At 44.1% G+C, this 26,851-nt stretch carries 24 protein-coding genes; 10 read left to right on the forward strand and 14 right to left on the reverse strand.

Annotated elements, in window-relative coordinates; genetic code table 11:
* Nucleotides 1-113: 113 nt before the first annotated feature.
* A complete protein-coding gene (locus tag NH399_RS01090) occupies nucleotides 114-1,235 on the reverse strand; it encodes an OmpA family protein (protein ID WP_253036560.1) in 1,122 nt (373 codons plus the stop codon).
* A gap of 326 nt (nucleotides 1,236-1,561) precedes the next feature.
* On the opposite strand from NH399_RS01090, the gene rpsT reads away from it, so the two are divergent.
* A complete protein-coding gene (rpsT, locus tag NH399_RS01095; RefSeq protein WP_253036561.1) occupies nucleotides 1,562-1,825 on the forward strand; it encodes a 30S ribosomal protein S20 in 264 nt (87 codons plus the stop codon).
* Between the two features lie 98 nt (nucleotides 1,826-1,923).
* On the opposite strand, the gene cgtA is transcribed toward rpsT, so the two are convergent.
* The 3 genes from cgtA to rplU all read right to left on the reverse strand — a co-directional run bounded on the left by cgtA (nucleotide 1,924) and on the right by rplU (nucleotide 3,767).
* Nucleotides 1,924-3,042: an Obg family GTPase CgtA gene (gene cgtA / locus NH399_RS01100; protein ID WP_253036562.1), complete on the reverse strand. Its 1,119-nt coding sequence runs from the start codon at nucleotides 3,040-3,042 to the stop codon at nucleotides 1,924-1,926.
* A gap of 140 nt (nucleotides 3,043-3,182) precedes the next feature.
* On the reverse strand, nucleotides 3,183-3,440 hold the full coding sequence (rpmA, locus tag NH399_RS01105) for a 50S ribosomal protein L27 (RefSeq protein ID WP_253036563.1): 258 nt from the start codon (nucleotides 3,438-3,440) through the stop codon (nucleotides 3,183-3,185).
* 15 nt (nucleotides 3,441-3,455) lie between these two features.
* Nucleotides 3,456-3,767, reverse strand: a complete 312-nt coding sequence (rplU, locus tag NH399_RS01110; protein WP_253036564.1) for a 50S ribosomal protein L21 — start codon at nucleotides 3,765-3,767, stop codon at nucleotides 3,456-3,458.
* A 245-nt stretch (nucleotides 3,768-4,012) separates the two neighbouring features.
* On the opposite strand from rplU, the gene NH399_RS01115 reads away from it, so the two are divergent.
* The 5 genes from NH399_RS01115 (at nucleotide 4,013) to NH399_RS01135 (ending at nucleotide 11,880) form a co-directional block, all read left to right on the forward strand.
* Nucleotides 4,013-5,005: a polyprenyl synthetase family protein gene (locus tag NH399_RS01115; RefSeq protein WP_253036565.1), complete on the forward strand. Its 993-nt coding sequence runs from the start codon at nucleotides 4,013-4,015 to the stop codon at nucleotides 5,003-5,005.
* A 307-nt stretch (nucleotides 5,006-5,312) separates the two neighbouring features.
* Nucleotides 5,313-7,100 (forward strand): FAD-dependent oxidoreductase, encoded by a 1,788-nt coding sequence (locus tag NH399_RS25795; RefSeq protein ID WP_253036566.1) that lies wholly within the window; start codon nucleotides 5,313-5,315, stop codon nucleotides 7,098-7,100.
* On the forward strand, nucleotides 7,088-8,941 hold the full coding sequence (locus tag NH399_RS01125; RefSeq protein ID WP_253036567.1) for a 2-oxoacid:acceptor oxidoreductase subunit alpha: 1,854 nt from the start codon (nucleotides 7,088-7,090) through the stop codon (nucleotides 8,939-8,941). The genes NH399_RS25795 and NH399_RS01125 overlap by 13 nt, the downstream gene beginning before the upstream one ends.
* 4 nt (nucleotides 8,942-8,945) lie before the next feature.
* The gene (locus NH399_RS01130) at nucleotides 8,946-9,998 is read left to right on the forward strand and encodes a 2-oxoacid:ferredoxin oxidoreductase subunit beta (protein ID WP_253036568.1); all 1,053 of its coding nucleotides are present in this window, start codon (nucleotides 8,946-8,948) and stop codon (nucleotides 9,996-9,998) included.
* Between the two features lie 337 nt (nucleotides 9,999-10,335).
* The gene (locus NH399_RS01135; protein WP_256489190.1) at nucleotides 10,336-11,880 is read left to right on the forward strand and encodes a phosphoenolpyruvate carboxykinase; all 1,545 of its coding nucleotides are present in this window, start codon (nucleotides 10,336-10,338) and stop codon (nucleotides 11,878-11,880) included.
* Nucleotides 11,881-11,945: 65 nt separating this feature from the next.
* Here the strand turns inward: NH399_RS01135 and NH399_RS01140 are convergent, their stop codons facing one another.
* From NH399_RS01140 to speE, 4 genes are all read right to left on the reverse strand, one after another.
* Nucleotides 11,946-12,788, reverse strand: a complete 843-nt coding sequence (locus tag NH399_RS01140) for an HDOD domain-containing protein (protein ID WP_253036569.1) — start codon at nucleotides 12,786-12,788, stop codon at nucleotides 11,946-11,948.
* A 242-nt stretch (nucleotides 12,789-13,030) separates the two neighbouring features.
* Nucleotides 13,031-13,897 carry a hypothetical protein gene (locus NH399_RS01145; RefSeq protein ID WP_253036570.1) on the reverse strand — a complete coding sequence of 289 codons (867 nt, stop codon included), beginning with the start codon at nucleotides 13,895-13,897 and terminating at the stop codon, nucleotides 13,031-13,033.
* A 62-nt stretch (nucleotides 13,898-13,959) separates the two neighbouring features.
* Nucleotides 13,960-15,684 carry a pentapeptide repeat-containing protein gene (locus tag NH399_RS01150; RefSeq protein ID WP_253036571.1) on the reverse strand — a complete coding sequence of 575 codons (1,725 nt, stop codon included), beginning with the start codon at nucleotides 15,682-15,684 and terminating at the stop codon, nucleotides 13,960-13,962.
* 114 nt (nucleotides 15,685-15,798) lie between these two features.
* Nucleotides 15,799-16,656, reverse strand: coding sequence for a polyamine aminopropyltransferase (gene speE, locus NH399_RS01155; RefSeq protein WP_253036572.1), 858 nt, complete (start codon nucleotides 16,654-16,656; stop codon nucleotides 15,799-15,801).
* A gap of 232 nt (nucleotides 16,657-16,888) precedes the next feature.
* Between speE and NH399_RS01160 the strand changes: the two genes are divergently transcribed.
* From NH399_RS01160 to NH399_RS01170, 3 genes are all read left to right on the forward strand, one after another.
* The gene (locus NH399_RS01160) at nucleotides 16,889-17,677 is read left to right on the forward strand and encodes a TIGR00266 family protein (protein ID WP_253036573.1); all 789 of its coding nucleotides are present in this window, start codon (nucleotides 16,889-16,891) and stop codon (nucleotides 17,675-17,677) included.
* Between the two features lie 293 nt (nucleotides 17,678-17,970).
* Nucleotides 17,971-18,432: a CesT family type III secretion system chaperone gene (locus NH399_RS01165; protein WP_253036574.1), complete on the forward strand. Its 462-nt coding sequence runs from the start codon at nucleotides 17,971-17,973 to the stop codon at nucleotides 18,430-18,432.
* 32 nt (nucleotides 18,433-18,464) lie between these two features.
* Entirely contained in the window at nucleotides 18,465-20,615 is a 2,151-nt protein-coding gene (locus tag NH399_RS01170) for a hypothetical protein (protein WP_253036575.1), read from the forward strand.
* A gap of 47 nt (nucleotides 20,616-20,662) precedes the next feature.
* On the opposite strand, the gene aguB is transcribed toward NH399_RS01170, so the two are convergent.
* A complete protein-coding gene (gene aguB, locus NH399_RS01175) occupies nucleotides 20,663-21,520 on the reverse strand; it encodes an N-carbamoylputrescine amidase (RefSeq protein WP_253036576.1) in 858 nt (285 codons plus the stop codon).
* A 30-nt stretch (nucleotides 21,521-21,550) separates the two neighbouring features.
* Complete coding sequence (locus NH399_RS01180) at nucleotides 21,551-22,567, reverse strand: agmatine/peptidylarginine deiminase (protein WP_253036577.1); 1,017 nt, start codon at nucleotides 22,565-22,567, stop codon at nucleotides 21,551-21,553.
* A 229-nt stretch (nucleotides 22,568-22,796) separates the two neighbouring features.
* Here NH399_RS01180 and NH399_RS01185 point away from each other — a divergent pair, with 229 nt between their 5' ends.
* Nucleotides 22,797-23,159, forward strand: coding sequence for a carboxymuconolactone decarboxylase family protein (locus tag NH399_RS01185; RefSeq protein WP_253036578.1), 363 nt, complete (start codon nucleotides 22,797-22,799; stop codon nucleotides 23,157-23,159).
* 109 nt (nucleotides 23,160-23,268) lie between these two features.
* On the opposite strand, the gene hda is transcribed toward NH399_RS01185, so the two are convergent.
* Genes hda through NH399_RS01205 form a run of 4 tightly spaced genes read right to left on the reverse strand, consistent with a single transcriptional unit; the run spans nucleotide 23,269 to nucleotide 26,702 of the window.
* Nucleotides 23,269-23,949, reverse strand: a complete 681-nt coding sequence (gene hda, locus NH399_RS01190) for a DnaA regulatory inactivator Hda (protein WP_253036579.1) — start codon at nucleotides 23,947-23,949, stop codon at nucleotides 23,269-23,271.
* Nucleotides 23,949-25,076, reverse strand: coding sequence for an AI-2E family transporter (locus NH399_RS01195; protein WP_253036580.1), 1,128 nt, complete (start codon nucleotides 25,074-25,076; stop codon nucleotides 23,949-23,951). Before NH399_RS01195 ends, hda begins: the two co-directional genes overlap by 1 nt.
* 1 nt (nucleotide 25,077) lies before the next feature.
* Nucleotides 25,078-25,644, reverse strand: coding sequence for a CDP-alcohol phosphatidyltransferase family protein (locus NH399_RS01200; protein ID WP_253036581.1), 567 nt, complete (start codon nucleotides 25,642-25,644; stop codon nucleotides 25,078-25,080).
* The gene (locus tag NH399_RS01205; protein ID WP_253036582.1) at nucleotides 25,641-26,702 is read right to left on the reverse strand and encodes a DUF2066 domain-containing protein; all 1,062 of its coding nucleotides are present in this window, start codon (nucleotides 26,700-26,702) and stop codon (nucleotides 25,641-25,643) included. Before NH399_RS01205 ends, NH399_RS01200 begins: the two co-directional genes overlap by 4 nt.
* Nucleotides 26,703-26,851 lie beyond the last annotated feature (149 nt).

A 26,851-nucleotide genomic window follows, 5' to 3' on the forward strand; every position in this document is an offset into this window, starting at 1 on the left:
CTGAGCGGCGTTAGGTGCGCGCACTCACCCCAATCACTTAGTGCAGCTAAGCTCAGTGGATTTGCTTGCTGGCCGCCTACCTGCACCTTGAAATGCTTTGGGTATACTAACGATTACTGAGCAGTTTTAACTGTCGTTTCGATAACCGCTTCAACACGACGGTTTTGAGCACGACCTTCAGCAGTACCGTTATCGGCAATAGGCTTACTTTCACCCACACCTTTTGAACTTACGCGAGAAGCATCAATGTTATAGTTAGCTACTAACATATCAGCAACAGCCTTGGCACGACGCTCAGAAAGCTTCTGATTGTAAGAAGCTCTACCCATGCTATCAGTATGACCTTCAAACACAACGGTTGTATCAGGGTATTGACGCATAAAATCTGCAACACGCTTCACTTCTGCTTCGTAAGAATCAACCAACTGGTCGCTGTTGGTAGCAAACTTAACACTTAAGCTGATACGGACAGTTTCATCTAGATAAATTCGGCAACCCGTCGCGTCAACTTTCGCACCAGCTGGCGTTGCAGGACACTTATCCGCTGAATCAACAACACCATCACCATCGCTGTCTAGCTCACAACCACGAACATCAACAGTGACACCCGCTTTAGTATTTGGACACTGATCGTCTTTATCAAAAACACCATCGCCATCCGAATCTTTGTGCTTAGGTGCAACGACAACAGGATCTTTCTTGATAATTGGAGCAGCTTTTTTGGTGCTTGATACGCCAAAGTTCATGGTCAAGCCCAAGAACAAGTTGTTGTCATAGCGATTCTGAGTCGTATCTCTAACGATCCCCAATTCGCCACGGAAGCTAAAACGATCATTAATATTTTGCTCGAAGCCCATGGCCGCTCGCGCAATGTCAGAGTTTTCAATCGCTGCATCTTCAAAGTCGTACTGACCTAAACCCAAACGCAGGTAAGGTCCAGTCATATCATCGTTAGACATGTAGTAGAGGTAATCAATGGACTGCATGGACAAGTCTTCGTCGCCAAGCACCATCGTGGGATCGGGATTTATTTTAGTCCAGCTAAGCTGTAACGCCGACCGTTGTGACACCATAAAGCCGAGTTCTAACCCAAAGGCATCACTTTCATCTAACGGACTGCTGTGAAAGTCTTGGACACCACCATTCAAGGTCACATAGCCTACTCGAGTTTTGTCTTCAGCTACCGCGTAGCTACCCATTGTTGCGACTAAGGCCACGATAAGTGCTTTTTTCATCCTGAATTCCTTAATAGTTTTTTCTTGGTTATTGTCACTTTGTGCAACTGCTTATCTGTTTATGCATAGAACCTGCGAAAGCCAATCGATGCTTGTATACAAAATTTGGCAAACTCCCTACAATTTCCGCGTAAAATAACAGAGTTTTTAAGCAATTACCTCCAAATGAGAGTCGGGCGTATCATACCATTTCTTTTTCAAAAACGTGAATAAACTCTTTAAAATATCAATTTATGCCCCTTAAGCTTGACAAAGAGACAAAAAACAGGCATATTTCGCGGCCTTAAATTACATGTAGCGTAACTAATTTTTTCGGGAGTTATACCTTGGCTAACATTAAATCTGCCAAAAAGCGTGCACGTCAGGCGGAAGATCGCCGTCAGCACAATGCTAGCCGTCGTTCCATGATGCGCACTTACTTGAAACAAGTAAATGCGGCTATCGAGGCAGGCGATAAAGAAACGGCACAAACTGCAATGGCAACTGCAACACCTATCCTTGATCGCATGGCAAACAAAGGCCTTATTCACAAGAATAAAGCTGCTCGCCATAAGAGCCGTTTGACTGCTCAAATCAAAGCCATGGCATAATCCTTTTTCAGGATTCCAAAAAAACCGGCTTAATAGCTGGTTTTTTTATGCCCAGAAAACGACTTAGCTTTAGGATGCTAAAGCTAAGTCGTAATAAACTACTCTTCTGATTGCTTTTGCCAGTCTTGTGCTTCGGTAAACGGAGGAGGCTCTATTGCCTCTGGAGTGGCTTCTAGCTCCTCTTCAACCAAATGCTCACGGCGCTCTTCAATATGGCCCATGATGGCAAATATTAGCTCCTGAAGACCTTCTTTTTGCACCGAAGAAATACTGAACACGGGCCCTTGCCAATTAATAGCATCCAAAAAGGCTTTACAGCGCTCCTCTTTCTCTTCTGCTGGCAATAAGTCCATTTTACTTAGTATCAACCAGCGCTCTTTCTCGGCGAGCTCAGGCTCACTGGATTCAGCAAACTTTTCTACTTCGCCTTCAATCGCTTTAAAGTTCTCGACGGGATCAGATTCATCAAAAGGAGCCAAATCAACCAAATGTAAAAGCAACTCTGTTCGCGCCAGGTGTTTCAAGAAGCGAACACCTAAACCAGCGCCTTCAGCTGCACCTTCTATAACACCAGGAATGTCTGCAATCACAAAACTTCGATGAGGTTCAGGACGCACCACACCCAGATTAGGCACTAAGGTCGTAAAGGGATAATCGGCCACTTTTGGCTTGGCCGCAGACACAGAGCGAATAAAGGTCGATTTACCAGCATTGGGCAGCCCAAGCAATCCAACGTCTGCTAACACCTTAAGCTCCATACGCAATTCTCGTCGCTCGCCAGGTGTTCCATTACTGGTTTGACGAGGGGCTCGATTCACACTGCTCTTGTAGCGAGTGTTGCCTAAACCATGGAAGCCCCCTCGAGCGACCAACAACATTTGACCATCTTCTTTCAGATCGCCTATCACCTCATCAGTGTTATTGTCAGTCACAATAGTGCCAACCGGAACCCGAAGCTCCTTGTTTGAGCCCTTGGCACCAGTACAATTGCGACTTTGGCCATTTTGACCTCGCTCAGCGGCATAAAAGCGTTCATAGCGATAATCTACCAAAGTATTCAATTCGGCATCAGCCACCAGATAAACGCTGCCACCGTCACCGCCATCACCACCATCGGGCCCGCCTTTTGGGATATATTTCTCTCGACGGAAACTGCATATTCCATTACCGCCATCACCAGCAGCAACAGTTATGGTCACTTCATCTACAAATTTCATACGTTGTGATTCCGCTTTTATTTAAACGATTTGTGTGAGGTCATTCGTTTCTCAACAATGACAACTTGAATTCACATCTTAGCAAACAAAAAAAGCCCCGCAATTGCGGGGCTCTTTTCTTAAAAACCAGTTGCAGAGACTTACGCAGGAACGATAGTCACTGTTCTACGGTTTTGGCGGCCTTTTACTTCGAACTTCACATGACCGTCTGCTTTCGCAAACAATGTGTGATCGCGACCAATACCTACGTTGTCGCCAGGGTGGAATTGAGTTCCACGTTGACGAACAATGATGCTACCAGCTGAAACCAACTGACCACCGAAGCGCTTAACACCAAGGCGTTTGGATTCTGAATCGCGACCGTTACGGGTACTACCACCAGCCTTCTTATGAGCCATGATATATCTCCTAGATTATGCGCTGATACCAGTGATTTTTACTTCAGTAAACCACTGACGATGCCCCATTTTTTTCATATGGTGCTTACGACGCTTGAATTTAATGATGTTAACTTTCTTGCCGCGACCATGACTAACGATTTCAGCCGTTACTTTTGCGCCATCGACATAAGGTGCACCTACTTTAAGGTCTTCACCACTACCAACTAACAATACTTTGTCAAATTCAAAAGAACTGCCAGTTTCAATATCTAATTTTTCGAGCTTAACCAGCTGACCTTCTTTAACTCGGTGCTGTTTGCCGCCACTTTGAATCACCGCGTACATAGCGAGTTTCTCCGTTGTACCCCAGAATCTCTTCTGTGGGATTGAATCGATCTGATACCCAATAAAGGGCGCGAATTTTACGGTATTTATGAGGACATGGCAAGCCTAAACTAAAGAAAATCCTACGATTCTTTTTAGCGAAATACCCTGCAATACCTTTGTTGGATTTTTCCTTGACCCATAGGCCACAAGTCCCTAGCATGCGTGACCAAATAATTCGTTGAAGTACAATAGTTTATTTTGTGATGAGCGCTACAAAACAACCGTCTTTATCTTCAGTTGCCGACATTCAGGCCCTTTTACAAGCGGATTTAACCGCAACCAACCAGCTTATTCTACAAGAACTGGAATCTGATGTCGCGCTTATCAACCAGCTAGGCTTTTATATTGTGAACAGTGGTGGCAAGCGCCTGCGCCCTCTTCTGGTACTGCTTTGCGCCAATGCTCTTAACTATTCTGGTGAGGCTCACCACAAGCTGGCCGCAGTCATTGAGTTTATCCATACCGCCACCCTACTTCATGATGATGTCGTTGATGCTTCAGATCTGCGTCGTGGAAAAGAAACCGCCAACGCCCTTTTTGGTAACGAAGCCAGTGTTTTGACGGGAGACTTCCTCTACTCACGTGCATTCCAAATGATGGTTAATGTTGCGTCCATGCCCGTGATGGACTTGCTGGCCGATACCACCAATCTGATTGCAGAAGGTGAAGTGCTACAGCTAATGAACTGTAATGATCCTGATATTTCTGAGCAGGATTATTACGAAGTGATACGTCGTAAAACCGCAATTTTGTTTGCTGCGGCCTGCGAACTGGGCGCCATCGTTAGCCAACAGGACCAGATGCGAGAAGCCTTAAGAGATTATGGAATGAATCTGGGCATGGCTTTTCAAGTCGTTGACGATATGTTGGATTATGTATCCAGTGCAGAAGAAATGGGCAAAAACGTGGGTGACGACCTGGCCGAAGGCAAGCCGACATTACCACTTATGCACGCGCTAAAACATGGCACTGAAGAACAAAAAGAGACCATTCGCCATGCCATCAAAGAAGGCGACGCAAGTCAGTTGCAAATGATTCTCACTACTATACAAGAAACAAATGCAATTGAATATTGCACCGCACAAGCAAAAGTCTTCACAGACCGAGCCTTAGCGGCTATCTCAGGCTTAGAAGAAAGCTCTCACAAATCGGCCTTACAGCTGTTAGCTAATCTGGCTTTAGCTCGTAAAAGCTAGTTCCCACAATGGTTGGAAGCTTATCTCTACTTCCAACCTGATTACCTTCTCTTATCCTCTTTCTGTAACTTCGAACAAACTTTAAACAACCCTATTTTCTCTCCAAATCTCCTCCCATAACTCTGTGAAAACCATAAATTAATGGATTATTAAATCTCGAAAAATTGTGATACAACTGGTTCGGCACTAGATGTAAAGCCTCCGGCTAACCCATAAAAATAACCTTCTTTGCCATACGCTTACTTCGCTTGCGACGAACAGCTGGCATTGAACAAGGTTAGGACCAGAAGAGAAGGAAGCAACACGAGTGAAACCAACCGATATAAACAACCCAGAATATTTTCATAAAGTGGTTGATTGCCAGTACGCATGCCCTGCGCACACCCCTGTACCTCAATACATTCGACTGATTGCAGAACAACGCTATAGCGAAGCCTATATGCTTAACTGGGAATCCAATGTTTTTCCTGGCGTCTTAGGACGTACCTGTGATCGCCCCTGCGAGCCAGCTTGCCGCCGAGGTCGTGTTGAAGAGGACCCCGTTGCTATCTGCCGATTGAAGCGAGTTGCTGCAGACTTTAAAGACGATATTCACTCCCAGCTTCCCACCATCCCAGCTCAAAAAAATGGAAAACGAGTAGCCTTGATTGGCGGCGGTCCAGCCTCTTTAACGGTTGCCCGAGATCTGGCACCGCTGGGTTACGAAATCGATTTATACGACGACCAAAAAGCGGGCGGTGGATTTATGCGCAGCCAGATCCCCTCATTCCGTTTGCCGGAATCCGTGCTTAATGAAGAAGTTAATTACATTTTGGATATGGGGATTACCACCCACTTTAATCATCATGTAAAAAGTTTAAAGTCCATCGTCGATAAACAATACGACGCCATCTTTGTTGGAACAGGTGCACCACGAGGACGCGACCTTAGCAAACTTCCAGGTCGCGAAGAGGCTGATGACAATATTCATATTGGTATCGATTGGTTGGCCAATGTTGCTTTTGAACACACCAGCAAAATAGGTAAAAAAGTTCTTGTACTCGGCGGCGGAAATACCGCTATGGACTGTTGTCGAACAGCTCGCCGTCTTGGCGGTGAAGACGTTAGAGTCGTCGTGCGTAGCCCCCAGTCAGAAATGAAAGCCTCACATTGGGAAATTGAAGACACCCTTCATGAAGACATTCCTATCTTTGAGAACCACACTCCCAAAGAATTTGTTGTCGATAATGGCAAGTTGGTGGGCATGCATTTCGAAAAAGTGAAAGCCGTTTATGACGAAGCTGGCAAACGCAGCCTGGTTCCAACGGGCGAAGATCTGGTCTTTATGGAGTGCGACGATGTCTTAATGGCTATTGGACAAGAAAACGCCTTCCCGTGGATTGAACGCGATATCGGCGTGGACTTTGGTCAATGGGACATGCCGATTGTGGATGAAACCACTTTTCAGTCGACACTCAAATCCGTCTTCTTTGGTGGTGATGCCGCTTTTGGTCCTAAAAATGTAATCACAGCGGTTGCTCATGGTCATCAAGCAGCTATATCCATCGATCTTTATTGTCAGGGTGAAAGCGTCAATCACCGCCCTGCTCCCGGTGTCAATTTAATTAGCCAAAAAATGGGCTTCCACGAATGGACCTACGATAACGCCGTATCTAACGACGAACGCTTTATCGTGCCACTTGCAGATAAAGAAGCAGCCCTAAAAAATCGCAAAATGGAAGTCGAACTTGGGTTTGATGTACAGCAAGCTTTTGACGAAGCACAGCGCTGTCTCAACTGCGATGTTCAAACCGTATTCACCGATGACAAATGCATCGAATGTGATGCCTGCGCCGATGTCTGTCCAACAGACTGCATTAGTTTTGTTGGCAATGGCGAAGAAGACGATTTAAGAACGCGGCTTAGCGCCCCTTCTCACAATCTAGAACAAGATCTTTATGTCTCTGACGCACTCAAAACGGGTCGCGTTATGGTTAAAGATGAAAACGTCTGTCTGCACTGTGGTTTATGCGCTGAGCGCTGTCCAACCACCGCATGGGATATGCAGAAGTTCTTTTATTCAGTTACAAAAGCGGGGCAGTCATGCGCAGAATAGAAGCCGTTAACGATTTAGTCATTAAGTTTGCCAATATTAATGGTACGGGCTCGGCCAGTGCCAACAACATGTTTGCCAAAGCTGTGTTTCGCCTGGGTGTGCCAGTGTGCGCCAAGAATATTTTTCCATCGAATATTCAAGGGCTACCCACCTGGTACGAAGTGCGAGTCAATGAAAAAGGTTACCTGGGCCGTCGTGGTGGTGTCGATTTGATGGTAGCGACTAACGGGCAAACCATGAAAGACGACTATCATGAAGTCTTAAGCGGTGGTTACTTCTTTTACGACTCCAGCAAACCATTACCACCTGGCTTTAAGCGTGATGATATTCATTGCATTGGCATTCCATTAACGCAGATCACCATTCAAGAATATTCTGATCCACGCCAGCGTCAGCTATTCAAAAATATTATTTATGTTGGCGCACTGGCCTATTTGCTGGATATGGAATTTGAAGTCTTTAAAGACGGTGTAAAAGCTCAATTTAAAGGCAAAGAAAAACTGATCACACCTAACATTCATGCCCTGGAACTCGGCTATCAATACGCTCAACAGCACTACCCAGACGTCTGTGGTTTATCCATCCAACGCCGCGATCTTAATGAAGATAAAATACTAATCGACGGCAATAGCGCAACAGGTTTAGGCGCGCTATATGCTGGTGCCACCGTCGCAGGCTGGTACCCCATAACGCCGTCAACGTCGGTGGTTGAAGCCTTCGAAAAATACTGCAAACGCATGCGCATCGATCCTGCTGATGGCCGTAAAAACTACGCCATCTTGCAGGCAGAAGATGAGTTGGCCGCCATGGGCATGGTGATTGGTGCCAACTGGAATGGTGCCAGAGCCTTTACCGCAACATCCGGGCCCGGTGTTTCTTTGATGAGTGAGTTTTTAGGACTCGCTTACTTTGCCGAAATTCCAGCGGTGTTGGTTGATGTACAACGAGCAGGCCCTTCAACGGGTATGCCGACACGTACACAACAATCTGATGTATTAGCTGCGGCCTATGCTTCTCACGGTGATACCCGACATGTACTGCTGATCCCCAGTGATCCAAAAGAATGTTTTGATTTAACCGCCGATGCATTTGACCTCGCCGAATCACTGCAAACCCCCGTCATTATTTTAAGTGACCTTGACCTGGGTATGAACGATACCATCTCTGATTCTCTAGAGTGGGACGACGGACGCCAATACAAACGCGGCAAAGTCTTATCTGCAGAAGAGCTGGATAATATGACCGCACGTTGGGGCCGTTATAAAGATGTTGATAACGATGGCGTTGGTTACCGAACCTACCCTGGCACTCACCCAACCAAAGGCAGCTTCTTTACCCGTGGTTCTTCGCACGACGAATACGCCGCTTATACCGAAAGTTCAGAAGCCTATGTACGCTCTATGGAACGCCTGGATAAAAAATGGGAAACGGCGAAAACCATGGTGCCAGCACCTATCGCTAATCAATCGAAGAATCAAAGCAAAGTGGGCGTTCTCTTTTATGGCACCTCGACTCATGCAACCTTAGAAGCCATCGATCAGATGAAACAACAAGGCGCTATCGTTGATGGATTGCAACTAAGAGCGTTTCCTTTTAATAAAGATGTAGAAGCCTTTATCGACAGCCACGAGCAAGTGTTCGTTGTTGAACAAAATCGTGATGCGCAGATGAAAACCCTATTGATAAACGAACTGCAAACGCAACCACAAAAGCTCCTGTCAATTTTAAACTACGACGGCATGCCAATCACTGCGGACTTTATCACTGAGTGTATGCAACAGGCATTAACTCAACTAAAAGTTACCCCACTACACTCTGATACAGCGAAAAGGAGAGGATAATATTATGAGCTATTTACGTCCCAATTTTCGTCATCCAGATCTAAAAACCAACGAGATAGGTTATACCAAAGCAGATTACGAAGGCGGCCTTTCAACCCTGTGTGCAGGATGCGGACACGACTCCATTGGTGCCAGTATTCTTCAGGCCTGCTTCGAGCTGTCTATCGAGCCACATAGGGTAGCTAAACTTTCTGGCATTGGCTGTTCGTCAAAAACACCGGCTTACTTTTTAGGTGCCTCTCACGGCTTTAATTCAGTTCATGGTCGTATGCCTTCGGTGGCCACAGGTGCCAATCTGGCGAATCGCGATCTCATTTACCTTGGTGTGTCTGGCGATGGTGATACGGCGTCCATAGGCATGGGTCAATTTGCCCATGTTGTCAGACGTAATCTGAATATGGTGTATGTGGTAATGAACAATGGCTGCTACGGCCTGACAAAAGGACAAGATTCTGCCACAGCAGACAAAGGCTCAGCTAGCAAAAAAGGCGCGCCCAACCCTTACGAAGGCATTGATTTATGCGAAATGGCCATTCAACTGGGGGCTGGCTTTGTTGCACGTTCGTTCTCTGGCGACAAGCAGCAGCTGACTCCCCTCATAAAAGCCGCCATGTCTCATCAAGGATTTGCCCTTATCGACGTTGTCTCGCCCTGTGTCACCTTTAATAACAACGCCGCCTCTACCAAGAGTTATGATTTTGTTCGTGAGCATTCAGAAGCCACTGGAACTTTTGACTTTGTGCCAATGAAAGACGAAATCATCACCCAGTATAATGCGGGTGATACCGAAGAAGTGACATTGCACGACGGTTCTGTGGTTCATCTACATAAAATGTCAAAGGAGCTTAAATTAAATGATCGCAGCTCTGCGATGCATGAAATTGAGCGTTATAAGTCTAAAGGCCAGATATTAACGGGCTTACTCTACCTGGATCCTCTGACACCTGACACTCACGAACTGCTCGGCACAACCGACAAAGCCCTTAATAGCTTGACCGAAACACAGTTATGTCCTGGTAACGCAGCACTCCAGAGTATTAACGAGAGTTTTCGATAAGCACTCTACTCTGCAGCAACGCTCTCAGGCGTTGCTGCATCCTCTTTTATAGCCCGTGCAAAACCCGCTATTTCACAAAATTTAAAAACAAAACCACTGATCGGAGAACTTCTTCACATTTCGCTAAAATTATCTTCAATTCGAAAACTGTTTTTAAAGCAATCACTTAGCTTAACAAAATTGTCATCTCTACTCCTCCCACCAGTTAAGCTGCTGTTTTGTATCGTATTTTCAAAAGACAAAGCACTCGCAATCGTCACACTCATCTGATACAATCGCGCGCAAATTTTCGCCGTATCACTATTATTCGATATCAAGTTTCGAGGAAGTAATTAAAATGACCCAAGCTAAGGTGCATCTCAATCTGTCTGCAGACGAGCTCGTTGAAAAAGCGCTAGAACGCAAAGAAGGCTGCATTGCTGCCAATGGCGCTCTAGTAGTAGAAACAGGCGCTCGTACTGGCCGCTCTCCTGCTGACCGATTCATCGTAAAGGAAGACACAACTGCAGATTCTATCGAATGGGGTAAGGTCAACCGTCCATTCGACGAAGACAAGTTCAATGCTCTTTGGGATCGTGTAGAAACGCACCTTAACACTCAAGAAGAATACTTCCAGTCTACTTTGCACGTAGGTGCAGGTCTTGAGCACTACATTCCTGTTAATGTACGTACTCAAACAGCATGGCAGAACTTGTTTGGTCGTAACATGTTTGTTCGTGTTGAAGATTACAACTCAGAAAACAAAGACGAGTGGCAGATCCTTAATGCTGCTGGCTTCCAGTGTGATCCAGAGCGTGACGGCACTAACAGCGATGGCTGCGTTATCATCAACTTCAAACAGCGTAAAGTATTGCTTGCGGGCATGCGTTACGCAGGCGAAATGAAAAAAGCCATGTTCTCTGTTCAGAACTACTTATTGCCAGATGCAGATGTTCTGCCAATGCACTGTTCTGCGAACACTGACGGCAAAGGCGATGTGACTTTATTCTTCGGTCTATCGGGTACAGGTAAAACAACTTTATCAGCAGATCCTGATCGCTACCTGATTGGTGACGACGAGCACGGTTGGGGTGTTGGCACTGTATTCAACATCGAAGGCGGCTGCTACGCAAAATGTATCGATCTTAGTGAAAAGAATGAGCCAGTTATCTGGAAAGCCATCAAGCACGGTACTATCTTAGAAAACGTTATCCTGAACGAAGAAAAAGTACCTGATTACACGGACTGCAAACTGACTCAAAACTCTCGTGCCGCTTATCCTCGTGAGCACATTGAATTACAAGTAGAAGAAAACAAAGCAGGCGAGCCTAACGCTATTATCTTCTTAACTTGTGACTTAACAGGCGTTCTTCCTCCTGTTTCTGTATTGAGCAAAGAAGCAGCGGCTTACCACTTCTTAAGCGGTTACACTGCAAAAGTTGGCTCAACAGAAATCGGTTCTAGTGCTGCTATCGAATCAACTTTCTCAACTTGTTTCGGTGCACCTTTCTTCCCTCGTCCAGCAGGCGTTTACGCAGAATTATTAATGAAGCGTATCGAAGCTCAAGACGCACGTGTTTACCTGGTTAACACAGGCTGGACTGGCGGTTCTTATGCAAATGGTGGTAAGCGCTTTAGCATCCCAACCACTCGTGCAGTAATCAAAGCCGTACAAAGCGGTGAACTACGTGACGTTGAGACAGTAAAACTTCCTCACTTGAATCTGGAAGTTCCTGTTGCAGTCAACGGTGTAGATGAGCAGTTGCTACAGCCTAAAAACACTTGGGAAGATAAAGACGCGTATGATGCCGAAGCAAAAGAGTTGGCAAAATTATTCGTTGAAAACTTCACTAAGTTTGACGTATCAGAAGCTATTGTTAACGCTGGTCCTAGCGTAGAATAAGCTTTAATAGATGCAATAAAAAAAGGAGACATCAAGTCTCCTTTTTTTGTGCCTGTAAAATAGCTTTATCGAATGGTCTTTAATATTGCGATCATTTGCTCCATGATTTCGTCTTTATCTTCTTGAGACAACTGCGGCTTCATACGTAATGATTCAAAGGCATGCTGTAAATGCTCATCGACGGCAGGCAACTCAGTTATCTTAAAGCTTCGATTAATCCACTGAGCCGCACTCACAAGATGCGCCAGATTCATTGGTTTATCCATTTTATAACTGGGTTGATTTTGATATTCCGCAACGGCTTTTAGTGGCTCAGGCAAGTTCCAATCACTAATCACCTTAATCGAAAAATACCCTTGAATATGTCGAATCAACTTTTGCTGTTGAACAAAAGTAAGCACCATGGAGTTCTGATGGGCCAAATAGGCTATGACCACCAAAGCCCCAACATTGTGAATTAAACCAGCCAGCAAAGCCGTCGAGGGATCACCCAGGTCATATTGACGCGCCAATACAAAACTTATCGCACCCACTTCAAGGCTTTCATTACGGGCCCAAGATGCTATTTCATTCACTTTTTTAAACCGACGGTCATTAAAAAGCTGAGAGAGGCAATGGTTGTAAACCACCGATCGAATGGTTCCAACACCAAGTTTTTGAATCACCTGAAACAGTGATAAATCATTAACTGGAATATGATACGCAGCCGAGTCAGCAATGGATAAGATCCTGCCAACCAATGCCGGATCCGTATGAATGATTTTTACTAAAGGTTTTATCGGCAACTCTGGATCAGCCAGCGCCTGACGAACCTTAATTAATTGTTCTGGGAATGAAGGCAACAAAATCCGTTTCTCATCAATGGCTTCATCAATTTTTTGCACCAAAGGAGAATCAGATGGCTTCATATCCCCTCCTTAACATTGAATGTAGAAATGATGACGGGGACAATAAACAGCAGTCGCCTTTTCACTAAAGAAAAAGCTTGGATAAGATAACAACAGAGTAACATCGGAATCGCAGCTCATGTTTATGTAACACTAAAATAGTAGTTTATGAAACTGCTTTTCCACAAATAGATTAGAGAATCAAAAGTAATTATTTATAGTTTTTTATTCTAACTAGGTCTTGTGAACCTATGTTTTATTCCTTATTCACCTAAATCTTGGTGAACCACAGCCAGCCACTGACCATCAGGACTCACTGCCAAACGTGATATGTTCACAATGCCCTGCTGTTTCCATTGACCTAGTGAAATCCACTGTGGCTGCTTGTTGGATGCAACAAAAAGCTCGCTACCAACACCCTGGAAAAAACCAAGCTTTTTATGCCATGTGAAGTCCTCTGAACCTGATTTTAAAGCCAGTATCTTACGCATTTTGTCTGACTCAGTGGAATATTCTGTAATGACTTTACTATCAGTATCATTTTGAACAAAAAAGAGCGTTTTCTGATCTTGTTTGGGCAACATACTGCGGCCAATATCTTTGGCCACAACGCGATGCTTATTTGATTGATCAAGTAATACCAACTCATGCGGTTCTGCCAGACGAAACATAGCGATCGCATCCGCATTAATCCAGGCATGATACCCCACAGGCTCTACCTCGGCATTCAGGCGCTTATGATGTTTGCCATCTTTGATTAACCACAGTGACTGCTTTTCTCCTTCTGCAATAACAGCCGAAAATTCGCCATCATTACCACGAGGAGTCGGCGAATATTCACTGGCTGTCGTCCGCGTTAATGGCGTCATCTGACTAGACAATACATTAACCCGCCAACTATCGGTATTGGAGCCAGCATCATTCATTCGAGTAAAATAAATGTGGTTTGAATCGGCTGTAAAAGCAGGCTGGTTGTCGTAACCTTTGCGTTTAACCAGGTGTTTGCTAAATACCAACTCAATGCCCTTTTGAGTGGTAAGAATTTTAAACAATGAAATGTCAGTGCCAGGGATTGCAAATGCCCCGTTTACGCTCAACAAACACATTAATCCAATAGCTATCAATCTCATTGTTTAATCCTCTGTTATTGTTATTTTTAATTTAAGGTTATCAAGGAAGGAGCAATAGCTCCCTAGATTAATGGTTTTATCATATTAACGTAGTAGCAAGATACTTCTTGCCCCGCTTTGAGATCTCCCACGCCTTTTTCTAATTTAACCGTCATAGGATGATAAGCAAAATATTCCTGATGGCTTCGAATGTAGTGCCATACTCGATCGGAAATCAAAACACTGTCATCATCACAACAAGATTCTAAACGAGCTGCAAAATTAACCGCCTCACCAGACAAATCCATCTGCTCGGTCACTTCATTATGTTGCAAAGTCACTTCGCCAATATCCAGGCCAATGCGGCAGGCAAAACCCGCTGCAGACAGAACGTTTCGAATCATGCAGGCACAGGCGACACCCACAGAGGCGTTCTGAAAGCATGCTCGAAGCGAATCACCTTCCATATTCGGATAATTCGCTTTCCAGCGTTTTAATATTGGCTTAATTAAACCACGGAATAAGTTTAGCTTTTCATTACGCTCTTCTCCCTTCCAGCGAGAGAAGTCTTTTAAATCCATAATGATGACAGTAAACATTCGAATCTGATTGCTTTCGTTTTCTGCCGCCAGCTCTAACAGACGGGGCCAAAACTTGTTTTTAATACTGGCCAAGGATTCTTTAAACTCACGCAATAAATGGTGATCATCACGCATCATCAACTGAGCCACCAGGAGGTTGCTGGCTTCTTCTTTTAAATCCGCTTCCAGCTGCTCAACATTGTTACCGCCTGTTTCCTCAAGAAGAATTTTCACAGAAGTGTAACCAGCCACATCTTCAATGCTTTTTACTCTTAACCGAGTTCCCCAATGCTTTGCTTCTAAATGCTCCACCATAATAGGTAAAGTAGCGAACTCATGGGCAGCAATATAGTTATCGTAACGTAACTCGATGCTAATAGAATCAGAATACAGTCTTTCAAACTCTCCGCGTCGATAACGCGTAAGTGTTTGGCCAGACTCATCCCAATAGGCATGAGTACAACGTAACGACTTAATGTTCCAGCCGATGGTTTTTATATCAAATAACTTACAGCCAGATAAGTCAGCTTTGGTTAAATTCGACTGGCTTAAATTACAGTAGCGAAGATCACAATTAAGCAAACTGGCTTCGGACAAATTAACCTTTGAAAAACTGAGGCGGCTGAGATCAGACTCTGATAACTCAACCCCTTTCATATTGGCGCCATTCAGCAAGGCGCCATGCAAATTCACATGACTTAATACTGCACTCTGCAAGTTAGCATTTTGCAGCGAAACCTCTTTCATGATGGCACCAGTAAAATCAGAACCGGTAAAATCCATTCCATCAAGCTTTTGATAGCTCAAAGATGCGCCACACAAACGCACATGCCGCAGGTCCATGCTTTGCAGATCATGGCCTTCAAAATCAACTCGAGAGAAGTCTGCACCACGAGATTGCGCGGTTAAAAAATTCGCTTTGGTAACACGAGCCGAGGTGAGATTCGCTTCAAACATCTCTGCGGCTATAAAGTTAGCATTCTCCAGATTAGCAAAACTGAAGTTCACATGTTTTAAGTTAGCTGATATAAAGCTCGAGCCAGCCAGGTTGGCTTCTGAAAAATTAGCTCGTTCTAACTGACATTCAGAAAAATCAAAGCCCGCCAGATTTTTGTGAGCAAAACTGACATCCGATAAATCAATCGACTCCTGAGGATGGCTACTGCGCCAGTTATTCCAAACATCACAGCCTTGATCGATCAGTTTAATTAAATCACTCTGCTCCATAAATCGATTAGCCCTTCAACACTGGTTCATACCATTATCATTATCGGTAAAATCCTTACACAAGGAAAAAAAATAAAAAGTGCTGCCGTTCACACGATAGCACTTTAACACCGACTATGATGTTTTTTTCAACAGTTCAATAACATACTGTGGCAAAGCAAACGCTGCTGTGTGCATTTCTGGATTGTAATAGCGCGTCTTAATGCCGCTGGCAACATAACGCTGACGTACGGTCTCCAGGTCTGTTTGCCGATGCTGAGGTTCGTCGGTACCCCAGGCTAATGTCATAGCCCCACCTACATAGGTAGGCACCGCGACAGTGTAGAAACTTTGTTCAGCGAAGTACTGCCCCATACGCAAACGAGTGTTTACCACTTCGTCAGGCTGCATCATCACCACACCATTTTGCGCGACCATAATACCGCCCTCGTTCAGACAGTTTTTAGCCAACCGATAAAAGTCATTAGTGAACAAGACTTCACCAGGCCCAATAGGGTCGGTTGAATCAGAAATGATGATGTCAAACTTCTCCTGACACTCACGAACAAAATGAATACCATCATCAATCACAATGGTCGCTCGAGGATCATCAAATGCCCCCTGCGAGTGGTTAGGAAAATATTCTTTGCACATATCAATCACAGCGCGATCGATTTCTACCTGAACGATTTTCTCGAGCTGTTGGTGCTTCAGAGTTTCGCGCAAAATTCCCCCATCGCCACCGCCAATGATCAAGACTTTTTTGGGGTTCTGATGCGCCAACAGCGGGACATGAGTCAACATCTCGTGATAGATGAACTCATCTTTCTCGGTTGTTTGAATAATGCCATCAAGAGCCATGACACGTCCAAACTGCTCATTCTCAAAAATAACCAAATGCTGATGCTCTGTTTTGCTCTCAAACAGCACTTTATCCATATTAAAGCTTTGTCCATAACTGGGGTACAAAGACTCTAAATACTTACTACTCACGAGATAAACCTCTATTTAATGGGATACTGATATTGTAATTCAGATATTGGGCGATTGCCCGAAAAAACATGCTGTATCAATCACTTCGTAACTAAACCTTAAGGGATAAGAGAAAAAAGAGTGAGATACAATCAATTTCTGTAATGACAATAAAAGCCAATGAATTTGTTAAGAAAAATCAACTAATAACGACTATGGTATTAACAATATCAATCTAAAGGGATGAATAATCATGATTTGCCATGAAGTAGACTACGAGATTATCGGAAACAGTATGCAGCTGGTAGAGGTCGAGCTAGACCCTGGCGAAACCGTCATTGCCGAAGCTGGAGCCATGAATTACATGGAGTCAGGCATCGACTTCCAGACCAAAATGGGCGATGGATCTAATCCTGACGAAGGTTTAATGTCTAAGATGTTTTCTGCCGCAAAACGCAAGCTCACTGGCGAGTCGGTGTTTACCACTCACTTTACCAATCATGGCGGCGGAAAAAGCCGCGTAGCCTTCGGCGCGCCTTATCCTGGCTCAATTATTCCGCTCAATATGGCCGAGGTTAACGGTCGTGTTATCTGCCAGAAAGACTCATTTCTGGCCGCTGCTTTGGGCACCAGGATCAGTATTACCTTTAATACTCGACTGGGAGCAGGCTTTTTTGGTGGCGAAGGGTTTATCCTGCAAACGCTCGAAGGCGACGGTATGGCCTTTATTCATGCAGGTGGCACCTTGATCAAGAAAGAACTTCGAGGCGAAACACTGCGGGTGGACACAGGTACATTGGTGGCCTTCACCGAAGGTGTAGACTACGACATCCAACGAGCCGGCAACTTAAAATCCATGATATTTGGCGGTGAAGGTTTATTCCTGGCAACCTTGTCTGGTCATGGAACCGTCTGGCTGCAAAGCCTGCCCTTCTCTCGTCTGGCTGATCGTGTCTTACAAAGTGCCTCTAGTTTTGGTGGCAGTGATCAGGGTGAAGGCTCTGTGCTAGGTGGCATTGGTCGTATGGTGGGCGGCGACTAAACCTTATTCAGCTTAGTTAAAAATGGCCGCATTCTCTCGCGGCCATCTATTTATAGAAATAATTCTCATTAACCTTTCCGTTTTTTTAACAACTAACCAATTGATTTACCTTGTCTTTTTATTCACTCCCTAATTAGCACCTCATCAATCTCAAAAACAAATCCCAAAAATCTGTTACTGAAATAATAGAAATAACGTTTTCTTAAATAGGAGCAGATTAAATATTGCAGCATTTTTTGCTCGCAATATTGTCTTGAGCACATTCTTTTCATTTATTACAGGAGTGTAAAACAATGACATACGGCAATGAAAAAATTAAAACCTGGTTAAGGCAACTAGGACAACAACAGCATGATCATTTTGAGCTAGATAATAGCGATAAGTGCTTTTTACACATCGACACAGACCTTACATTAATTGTTTGCGCTCCCCAAGCCAGCAGTAAAGTATTTTTAACCATAGAACTGATGCGAGTTCCATCTATTAGTCGAGAAAGCTTTTTTGAGAAAGCACTACAACTTAATTTGTTTCAGCAGGAAACTCACGGAGCCACCCTCGCTATCGATGACATCTCTAACAAAGTAGTCGTTTGTTACTCTCATGATATTAGCGAGCTGTCTTTTACTGACTTTTCTAACTTACTTAACAATCTAGCGACTGTTGCCAGAAAGCTTTTAGAAAAGCTCGAACAAACTGATTTTCCCCATCAGCAATGGAAGCAACCAACTACTTTCAACTTGCAACACCGCGTTTAGGAAAACATAACATTTAGATAGAGGAATAACTTATGAATATAGATTCTCCAACACTTTCACCCCAAATAACTTCCATTGGTAACGGCTTAGACAATCCCCCATTATTGGATTTATCAGGAAAAACGTCTCACCCTAGCAGTCACCCGGGAACGCAAGAATCCAGCTTGTTGATTCCCAGTTCGAACTTATCGAGTTTTTCTTCGATTAAACTGGATACAAATTCTGGTAAGACAACCAAACAAGAACGAGCGATGTCGCCGACGCTTCCACAACGTATGAGAGCGGATATCAAAAAAGCGGCTATTCTAGAAACAGCTCTGGCGGAACTGAAAAAGAAAAAACCTCTTTCAAAAAAAACATCTCAGCTACTTGATGAGGTAGGAACATTTAGCAAAGACACTAGCACTAGAGAAGCGCGGATTCTATTAAAGAAAGAAATTAAAACTCAATTAGCGGAAACACGAAATGAAATTGGAAAGTCGATAAATAAGCAGTTAAAGTCAGCTGGCCCAGTTTGGGCGATAAGACAAGCTTTAGCTACACCAGTTGCAAGTGGAGAATTATACTCAAAAGAAAAAACGGAGTTACTAAACGTTACCAACGAGTTGGCAAAACGAGCAATAAGTGGCCTTGAGAAAAGAAATCCGTTATCCGGCTACGCCCCTGAAGTAATTGTAACCATGGCGACTAAAACCCAAGAGTCATGTGTCTTGGGTATACAAACTTTAGAAAGGAATACATCTATCGCTAGCGATGAAGACTTACGAACGGAAATAATACAAACCATTCCCAAACGATCTTACAGCGGAGAAAATAAAGGGTTCGGCGACTTTATGTCTGGCATCTATGGATACATTGGCACAGCACAATGTTTCAGCGATGACAGTAGTGGATTTATTCTGGCTCAAGGAAAACTAATCCACGTTGCTCCAGAAAATAGTTCCGATGATCTAATGCCTGACCGAGATGGCTTCTGGCAACATTGCACTGGAACCGGTAGCAGTAGTAAACATCTAAAAATGCGACAGAACGTAAACGGAATCAGTAAAGAGATGATGCAATTATCTTGCGTTGGGAAACAAACCTCCGATACCGTCAGGAAAGTACTCACATCAAAATTACACGCTCCCGAGTCTACAGCCGCCACTTGGGCAAAGACGCAAATTGACGGCACCGATCTCCGAGGTTCAGTTGGATTGTTCTTAAATAAAAAGAATGCTGCTAAGTCATCTGACATCAATCCTTTCGATGACAAAAATACCATGGTTATGATTAAGTCATTAAAAGCAAAAGGAGTGAAAAGCGTTGTACTGCTTGGAGATTCACCTCAAAAAGCAGCGCCCAAGCTTGTGAAGGCTTTATTGAGCAATGGCATTAATGTCGTCAATTTAACAGAACACTGGAGAGCCAATACATCGAGCGAGAATCCTTACACTTTCCAGAGTAATCTTGGGCAAGAGTTAAAGGACCAAGGTATGTCAGGTATCATCGGCATGAGGTCCGGTGGCATGCGTATCTTTAATTTGGGAGGCGATCTTCCGATTATCCCATTAGATACTCATCCAACTCATGATCGATTTCCCTTTGAAGCTTGTACCAATCAATCCGTCGTCCCTCTGTGTGTAGATGTTAAACGAGGGCTTGATATCGTATCGCTGGGTGACTCAATAGATAGAATGCAACATATTAGAGACATCGACTATCAATCCAGTTCTAGTGTTACCAGTACATCCTCAGGAAAGCCTAAAGTGGGAGATACAATCACCTTGACGGATGGTGGAATAGCAAAGATTCTGGATGTTCATAGTAAAGGTTACGTGATAAAGGTAACCCAACCTGGAAACGGGTTTTCAAACGAAATCTACCAAATGAACAAGCATCAAGGTCATATTAAATTCAGTGAAGTAAAAAGTGCTTCAATTCAACCAATGAGCTCTGGAAAAATAAAACCGGGAGACATTGTGACACTGAAAGATGGCGGAAAAGTTCAAGTGATTGAGGTAGGAAATGGCTTTCTGGTAGTCGAGGCCAAAACTAAAGGAAAAGGTATACAAGCCGATATTTATTTAGCAAACTCGAAACACCAAGGTCATGTTCAACCTCATGAGCTTCAAAGTAATACAGGCTCTAGTAGTAATACATCGGTAGTATCAGAAGACGATCATAAACAACAATATGATTAGAAAAACCCCGGAGCGCAAGCTCCGGAATTTCTTTCCAGTTTCACACGTCACAACTTCATTAAACGATGATAATGCTCTGGACGACGGTCACGGAACAGTCCCCAGCTACGACGTTGCTCATGCAATTCTTTTAGATCAAACGAAGCAATAATGCAGGCAGTTTTCTCCTGCTCTGCTTCAATCACTTTGGCACCCGCTCCATCAGTAATAAACGACGAGCCATAAAAAGTAATCGAACAGCTGTCACCCTCTTCTTTTCCAATACGATTCGATGCAATCACCGGAGTGCAATTAGCTGCAGAATGTCCTTGCATTACTCGTTGCCAATGCTCTCTAGAGTTCAGGGTAGGATCTTGCGGCTCACTGCCAATAGCCGTTGGATAAAACAACAACTCTGCGCCCTCTAAGACCATAGCTCGAGCGGCTTCAGGAAACCACTGATCCCAGCAGATCGCCACACCTATCTTGGCATAGCGTGTTTGCCAAACTTTAAAGCCGCTATCACCTGGTGAAAAATAAAACTTCTCTTGATAGCCAGGACCATCAGGAATATGCGACTTACGATAGTTATCCAGGATCGTTCCATCAGCATCAATCACAGCCAATGAATTAAAATAACTTTGTCCACTGCGTTCAAAATAACTAATCGGCAAAACAACAGCTAACTCTTTGGCTAATGCACTAAAATGCTTAAGCAGTGTGCTATCTTCATAGGATTCTGCCAGATCAAAGTATTCGCCTTTTTGATCCTTGCAAAAATAAGGCGTGGCAAAAAGTTCTTGTAGCAAAATAATCTGAGCGCCTTGAGCATGGGCTTCTCGCACCATAGCGTCAGCTTGTTTAATGTTTTCGTCGAGTTGCCAACTGCATGGAAACTGAGTAGCTGCAACAGTAACGTGATTCACGAGTACAATCTCCTTAATGGTCGTTTATTGTTAGACGACTTTGGCAATAGGTTGTTGCTGAGTAATGCAATGAATGCCCCCTCCACCTTGAAAAATATCAAGTGCAGGTAGCTGAATAATTTCGCGCTCAGGGAAACACTGCTGTAATGTCTCTTTTGCAGCGCGATCATAATCTGGTTGATTAAACTCAGCCATGATTAAACCTTTATTCGGTAAATAAAAATTAATATAAGAAAGTGACATGCGCGATTGGTCAGATAAAAAGCGTGCTTCTGGCTGATGAATCTTTTGAACTTTAAGGGGCTGCTCATTCACATCAGTAGCTTGAATCAATCTTTGATAATTATTCTGTAAGATGGAGTAATTGCTGTCGCTGCTATCATCGCAGTACAAAGCAACCAACTCTCGCTCAGAGACAAAACAAGCCAACTCATCAATATGACCATCAGTATGATCGTCGGTCAAACCACGTTCCAACCAAATGGTTTTATCAACCCCTAAACACCGAGAGAATTCCCCTTCTATCTGTTCTTTACTCCAACCAGAATTTCGATTGCTATTAAGCAAACATTGCTCCGTCGTCAACGCAAGCCCTGCTCCATTCACATGAATAGCACCACCTTCTGTGGTTAATGAAGACTCAATAACAGAGAGCTCCAAATGCTGCGCCACTCGACGAGCAAACTCGGCGTCTTGATCATAAGGAGTAAACTGCCCTCCCCAACCATTAAACTGCCAGTTTACAACACTCAAAGAACCATCCTGGGTGCGAACAAATGTAGGCCCGGAATCTCTGGTCCAGGAATCATCAATAGGCCAGACTAAAACCTGAGCAAACTGCCCAACCTGCCGTTCACAATCGACTTTGTCGGACTGATGACACACCATAATCACAGGCTCGAACGCACTGATTGCCTTGGCCACCTGTGCAAATGCATCTCTTGCAGCACTGATGTTTTGCCATAGATCTTGCCGACAAGGCCAGGCCATCCAGCAGCATTCATGCTGTTGCCATTCTGCTGGCATAGTCATAGATACTGTTTTCATATAAAACCTTGTAACAAACAGTAAGCTTTAGACTCATTATCCCTCAAAATCAAATTTTATGAAAAGCGTTTTGTTAAGGCCGATTGTAAACGCCCCAAGTCAAAGGTATGCTCTTTGATTCTCGACTTTATGGGGAGCATCACTAAGGTACTCACTCATTAGTTCATAGCAGGCGTAAGCAATATCCCGTTTTAATAACACAGCAAGAATACAACACGAGAGAAAAACAATGACACATCCTTTTGAAACCTTCAGAGAAAAGCGTAAAGCAGGTAACGAAAAAGCATTAGACACAGATAATTTGATGACGAAACGATTTTTCTCTTTAGACAAACAAGCCTATGGTGATGGCGCACTGAATATGAAAACCAAGGAGTTGTTAGGCCTGGTGGCTTCTATGGTGCTGCGTTGTAACGATTGTATCGATTACCATCTGGAAAATTGCGTAAAAGCGGGTTACACAAAAGCCGAACTGGACGAAGCCATGGGTGTTGCCATGTTGGTGGGTGGTTCTATCGTTATCCCTCACTTACGACATGCAGCAGAGAGTCTGGAGTTTTTATTTGAAGAACATAGCAAAGAGCAATCTTAAACAATTAAACACTCCAAGCAGGAAGTACCCGTTGTATTTTAAAATGCACGGGTATTAACTGGATGCATGCAGAAAACCATTAAGTATAGAGACTCAATAGCGCCGCTACTTATAGCCCTAAGACTTCTTTAACAAAAGGAACGGTAAGTGGTCGTTGAGCAACTAACGACGCCTTGTCTAACTTATCAATAGCATCAAGTAAATAGCGTAAATCTCGAGAGCTGCGGTTTAACATAAAAGCCGCCACTTCATCAGCCAAAGCCAAACCACTGGCCGCGGCTTTTTGCTGGATCAATACCATTTTGTCACTGTCAGAAAGTGGTTGAACTTTAAAAACCGTCATCGCCGTTAAACGAGATTTTAAATCCTTTAATTGAATATCCTGTTCGGCAGGCGGTGCTTTGGCAGCGATCAATAAATTTGCACCAATATCTTTAAGCTGGTTATAAAGATGAAATAAAGCTTCTTGCCATTCTGGTTGTGACAAAACATCATCACAATCATCAATAACTACCCATGAAAACTGCGCCAGCCCCTGTAACATTTCGGGGGCCAATCCCGGCTCGGACATGGGCAGATACATCGCCACGCCATCATCAAGAGAATTGACCACACCCTGCAACAAGTGTGATTTACCAACGCCTGCCGCTCCCCATAAATAAATGAACTCGCCGTGAGAGTCCATCGACAAGCTGCGTAAGAACTCCAATAAAATGTGGTTCTTTCCTACTAGAAATGAGTCAAGATCAATCTCTTGGTTGAGGGTAACGTTTAAAGGTAACTGCTGCATTATTCTTCTTTTATTGGGTTAGTTACAACTTCGGGCTCTGGTTCTTTGATCTCTTCGCCCGACGAAAGAGGCACAGTAGCTCCGTAGAGGACACTGCCTAAATATTTATCATGAGCATGCCTGAGCAATACCATGATCACTGCGGCCACAGGTAATGCCAACAGCACTCCCGTAAAGCCAAATAGCTGGCCACCAGCCAGGATAGCAAAAATAACCGCGACCGGATGTAGACCAATTTTATCACCAACCAAAAGAGGCGTTAACACCATGCCTTCGAGCATTTGGCCGACAATAAATACGATAGCAACAAAGAGTAAAATACTCGCATCACCAAACTGGATTAATGCGGCAATAGAAGCAAACAAAATACCGATAATAAAACCGAGGTACGGCACAATACTGGCTAGCCCGGCAATAAATCCAGCGAGCAAAGCAACATCGAGTCCAACCATCCACAAGCCAATACTATAAATAAGGCCCAAAGCCATCATGACCATCAACTGGCCACGAACAAAAGCACTTAATACGGTGTCGCACTCATCGCCCAACTGAACAACCACAGGCTCCATATGACGAGGTAACAAGGATCTGATTCGCGCAACCAGATCATCCCAATCTCTTAGCAAATAAAAGGTAACAACGGGAACAAGAACCAGATTTCCAAGCCAACCAAATAAAGCCATACCAGACGAGGTTAACGATTTGAATAAAGAAGCAACAATGCCGGAAGCTCCGCCTATTTGCTCACCAAATGCATCATGGAGAGACTCGAAGTCCAACTGACCTTGTGGCAGGTCGAATGTACTTACAAGCCATGGCTTTGCTTGTGTTTCAAACCACCCACTAACAACAGCAGATTTACTGGAAAATAGATCGGCCTGTTGTTTTAGTAATGGAATCATCATCAACAACAACAGTAATCCAACAAGAGAGAACAGAGTGAAAACAATAACCACAGCCCAGGTGCGAGGTATTTTTTTTGTTTCTAGCCAGTCAGCGACCGGATCGCCAAGATAGGCCAGAATCGCACCCAACAAAAAAGGACTCAATATGGGGCTCAAAGCTACAACCAACCAGCCTAATAAGACGATTGCTCCGAGCCACCACCAACGCTTGATATCACTCATCCTACTCATCTCCTTTTGCTTGCAGCCGCTTATGGCGGCGATACCTCCCTCCCCAAACAATAACGTAATAAATACCGCTAAGAATGGTAGAAAGGTAAACCAGTGCAGTGATAATCATCAGCAACCATTCAGGTAATGCATAGAGCCCTAAGGATACCAAGATTGAAACAACCAATAGTATTTGTAGAAAAGTATTTGCTTTAGATAATCGGCTGGGCGACATTCGGTAAGGCCCCAAAGCACGATGATAGAGATAAGCGCCTGTTATGATCATCACATCACGAGCCGTAACCAGCGCAAACAGCCACCAGCTAAGCTTTTGATTTAAACACAACATAAGCATTGTAAAGACGAGCAATGCTTTATCGGCCAAGGGGTCAAGAATCGCACCAAAACGACTCTCCCACTTAAATGTTTTAGCCAAAAAACCATCAATGCCGTCAGAAATGCCAGCGATAAAGAAAATCCAGATGGCTTCGTAGTAACGCTCTTGATGCAACAGCCAGACCAACGGAATAACCAGAATTACTCGCAGAATGGTTATAAGGTTTGGCAATTGCTGAATCATGGGCGCCACTGATAAATGAGTAAATTGGGGTCTGTTTGAGGCAACCCATCATCAATCGGATAAAGCTTGTTATCAATTTCCATCGCCTGGACTAATGAAGCAACCTCACCTACCAAATCGATCGAAATAATCACCTGACGACCGTTCACTTCAAATACCTCAGCTTTACGAATAGCGGGTAGCGCCTGCAAATAATCCATCAATCCACGAAACGCTTCAAAGCTGCCAATATCTGTCACCATTAAGCGCCAGCTTTCGCGAATATTTTGGGCAGACTCCTTTACACAGTATTTAACGCAGAGGGTTTCTCCTACCCAATCCATCATTGCTGCTAACAGTTGCTCTTGCTCTGCCGACTCAAAATCTTTGTATTCTGACTGACCGCCAAGATTAATAAAGAACCGCCCTTGCCACAGCTGACCCGACTCAATAACACGGCCAGCAACGATAGCTTCACTACCATAGCGTGTAGAAGCATCTATTACGGGTTGAGGAAAACGCCCCCAAATATCACTAATGCCCACTTGCATAGAATCTTCCAAATCCATGAGCGGCAAGATAGTAGGCAACCCACGACGGGTGGCCTGTTTTTGGAGCATTTCTTTGACTGGATTATCATCCGCTGTTGTCGAGGTTAAAACCTGACGCTGACCTTCTTGTTCATACGCCAACCAAAACAAAGAGACAGGTAAACTCCCACTCCACATGGGTTGCCCAGCATCATTGATCAGACTGGTGATGGCCTCTTGCTCAAACTGAAATTTAATAAACAACTGCACTTCGCGCGTTGTTTTGTCGACTTCGCGCAAGTATTGAAAAGTACGCACAAAAGACGATGTTTTCTTGTAGCTTTCGCGCACATAAAAAGCGTCCAGTACTTTTTTTGTACCGCTTGCGCGAATCAGCACCTCTTTAAACGCAGCGACTTCGGCGGACTTACGTGCTTTCGCTGATTGATCCGGTACTGGCCAGGTCACCTGGTATTGAAGTTGAGCGGCTTCCGCACAGAACCCTAGAAGGCTACAACTCAAAAGTAAAAAGGCAAAAATTGGACGCATATCCACCTTACTATTTAAAAAATGCCGTTTTTAGAACGGGTTATAATAATCGAACCAGCATGAATAACCAATCACTTCAATCATATTTTACGCCAAATTGACGCTTTTTTTCTTCATTTCACGATACTTGCCAGCCCATATTCAGCACA

It is taken from the genome of Pleionea sp. CnH1-48, assembly GCF_024124665.1.
GTDB lineage: Bacteria > Pseudomonadota > Gammaproteobacteria > Enterobacterales > Kangiellaceae > JAMXSB01.

Bases quoted from the DNA above. Each gene is read 5' to 3' on its own strand.
- NH399_RS01135 (WP_256489190.1), top strand. From the start codon at position 10,336: ATGACCCAAGCTAAGGTGCATCTCAATCTGTCTGCAGACGAGCTCGTT.
- hda (WP_253036579.1), bottom strand. From the start codon at position 23,949: ATGCAGCAGTTACCTTTAAACGTTACCCTCAACCAAGAGATTGATCTT.
- NH399_RS01180 (WP_253036577.1), bottom strand. From the start codon at position 22,567: ATGAAAACAGTATCTATGACTATGCCAGCAGAATGGCAACAGCATGAA.
- NH399_RS01165 (WP_253036574.1), top strand. From the start codon at position 17,971: ATGACATACGGCAATGAAAAAATTAAAACCTGGTTAAGGCAACTAGGA.
- NH399_RS01205 (WP_253036582.1), bottom strand. From the start codon at position 26,702: ATGCGTCCAATTTTTGCCTTTTTACTTTTGAGTTGTAGCCTTCTAGGG.
- NH399_RS01115 (WP_253036565.1), top strand. From the start codon at position 4,013: ATGAGCGCTACAAAACAACCGTCTTTATCTTCAGTTGCCGACATTCAG.
- NH399_RS01140 (WP_253036569.1), bottom strand. From the start codon at position 12,788: ATGAAGCCATCTGATTCTCCTTTGGTGCAAAAAATTGATGAAGCCATT.
- NH399_RS01150 (WP_253036571.1), bottom strand. From the start codon at position 15,684: ATGGAGCAGAGTGATTTAATTAAACTGATCGATCAAGGCTGTGATGTT.
- NH399_RS01195 (WP_253036580.1), bottom strand. From the start codon at position 25,076: ATGAGTGATATCAAGCGTTGGTGGTGGCTCGGAGCAATCGTCTTATTA.
- NH399_RS01170 (WP_253036575.1), top strand. From the start codon at position 18,465: ATGAATATAGATTCTCCAACACTTTCACCCCAAATAACTTCCATTGGT.
- NH399_RS01125 (WP_253036567.1), top strand. From the start codon at position 7,088: ATGCGCAGAATAGAAGCCGTTAACGATTTAGTCATTAAGTTTGCCAAT.
- NH399_RS01090 (WP_253036560.1), bottom strand. From the start codon at position 1,235: ATGAAAAAAGCACTTATCGTGGCCTTAGTCGCAACAATGGGTAGCTAC.
- rplU (WP_253036564.1), bottom strand. From the start codon at position 3,767: ATGTACGCGGTGATTCAAAGTGGCGGCAAACAGCACCGAGTTAAAGAA.
- NH399_RS01200 (WP_253036581.1), bottom strand. From the start codon at position 25,644: ATGATTCAGCAATTGCCAAACCTTATAACCATTCTGCGAGTAATTCTG.
- cgtA (WP_253036562.1), bottom strand. From the start codon at position 3,042: ATGAAATTTGTAGATGAAGTGACCATAACTGTTGCTGCTGGTGATGGC.
- NH399_RS01185 (WP_253036578.1), top strand. From the start codon at position 22,797: ATGACACATCCTTTTGAAACCTTCAGAGAAAAGCGTAAAGCAGGTAAC.
- rpmA (WP_253036563.1), bottom strand. From the start codon at position 3,440: ATGGCTCATAAGAAGGCTGGTGGTAGTACCCGTAACGGTCGCGATTCA.
- NH399_RS01145 (WP_253036570.1), bottom strand. From the start codon at position 13,897: ATGAGATTGATAGCTATTGGATTAATGTGTTTGTTGAGCGTAAACGGG.
- NH399_RS01160 (WP_253036573.1), top strand. From the start codon at position 16,889: ATGATTTGCCATGAAGTAGACTACGAGATTATCGGAAACAGTATGCAG.
- NH399_RS01130 (WP_253036568.1), top strand. From the start codon at position 8,946: ATGAGCTATTTACGTCCCAATTTTCGTCATCCAGATCTAAAAACCAAC.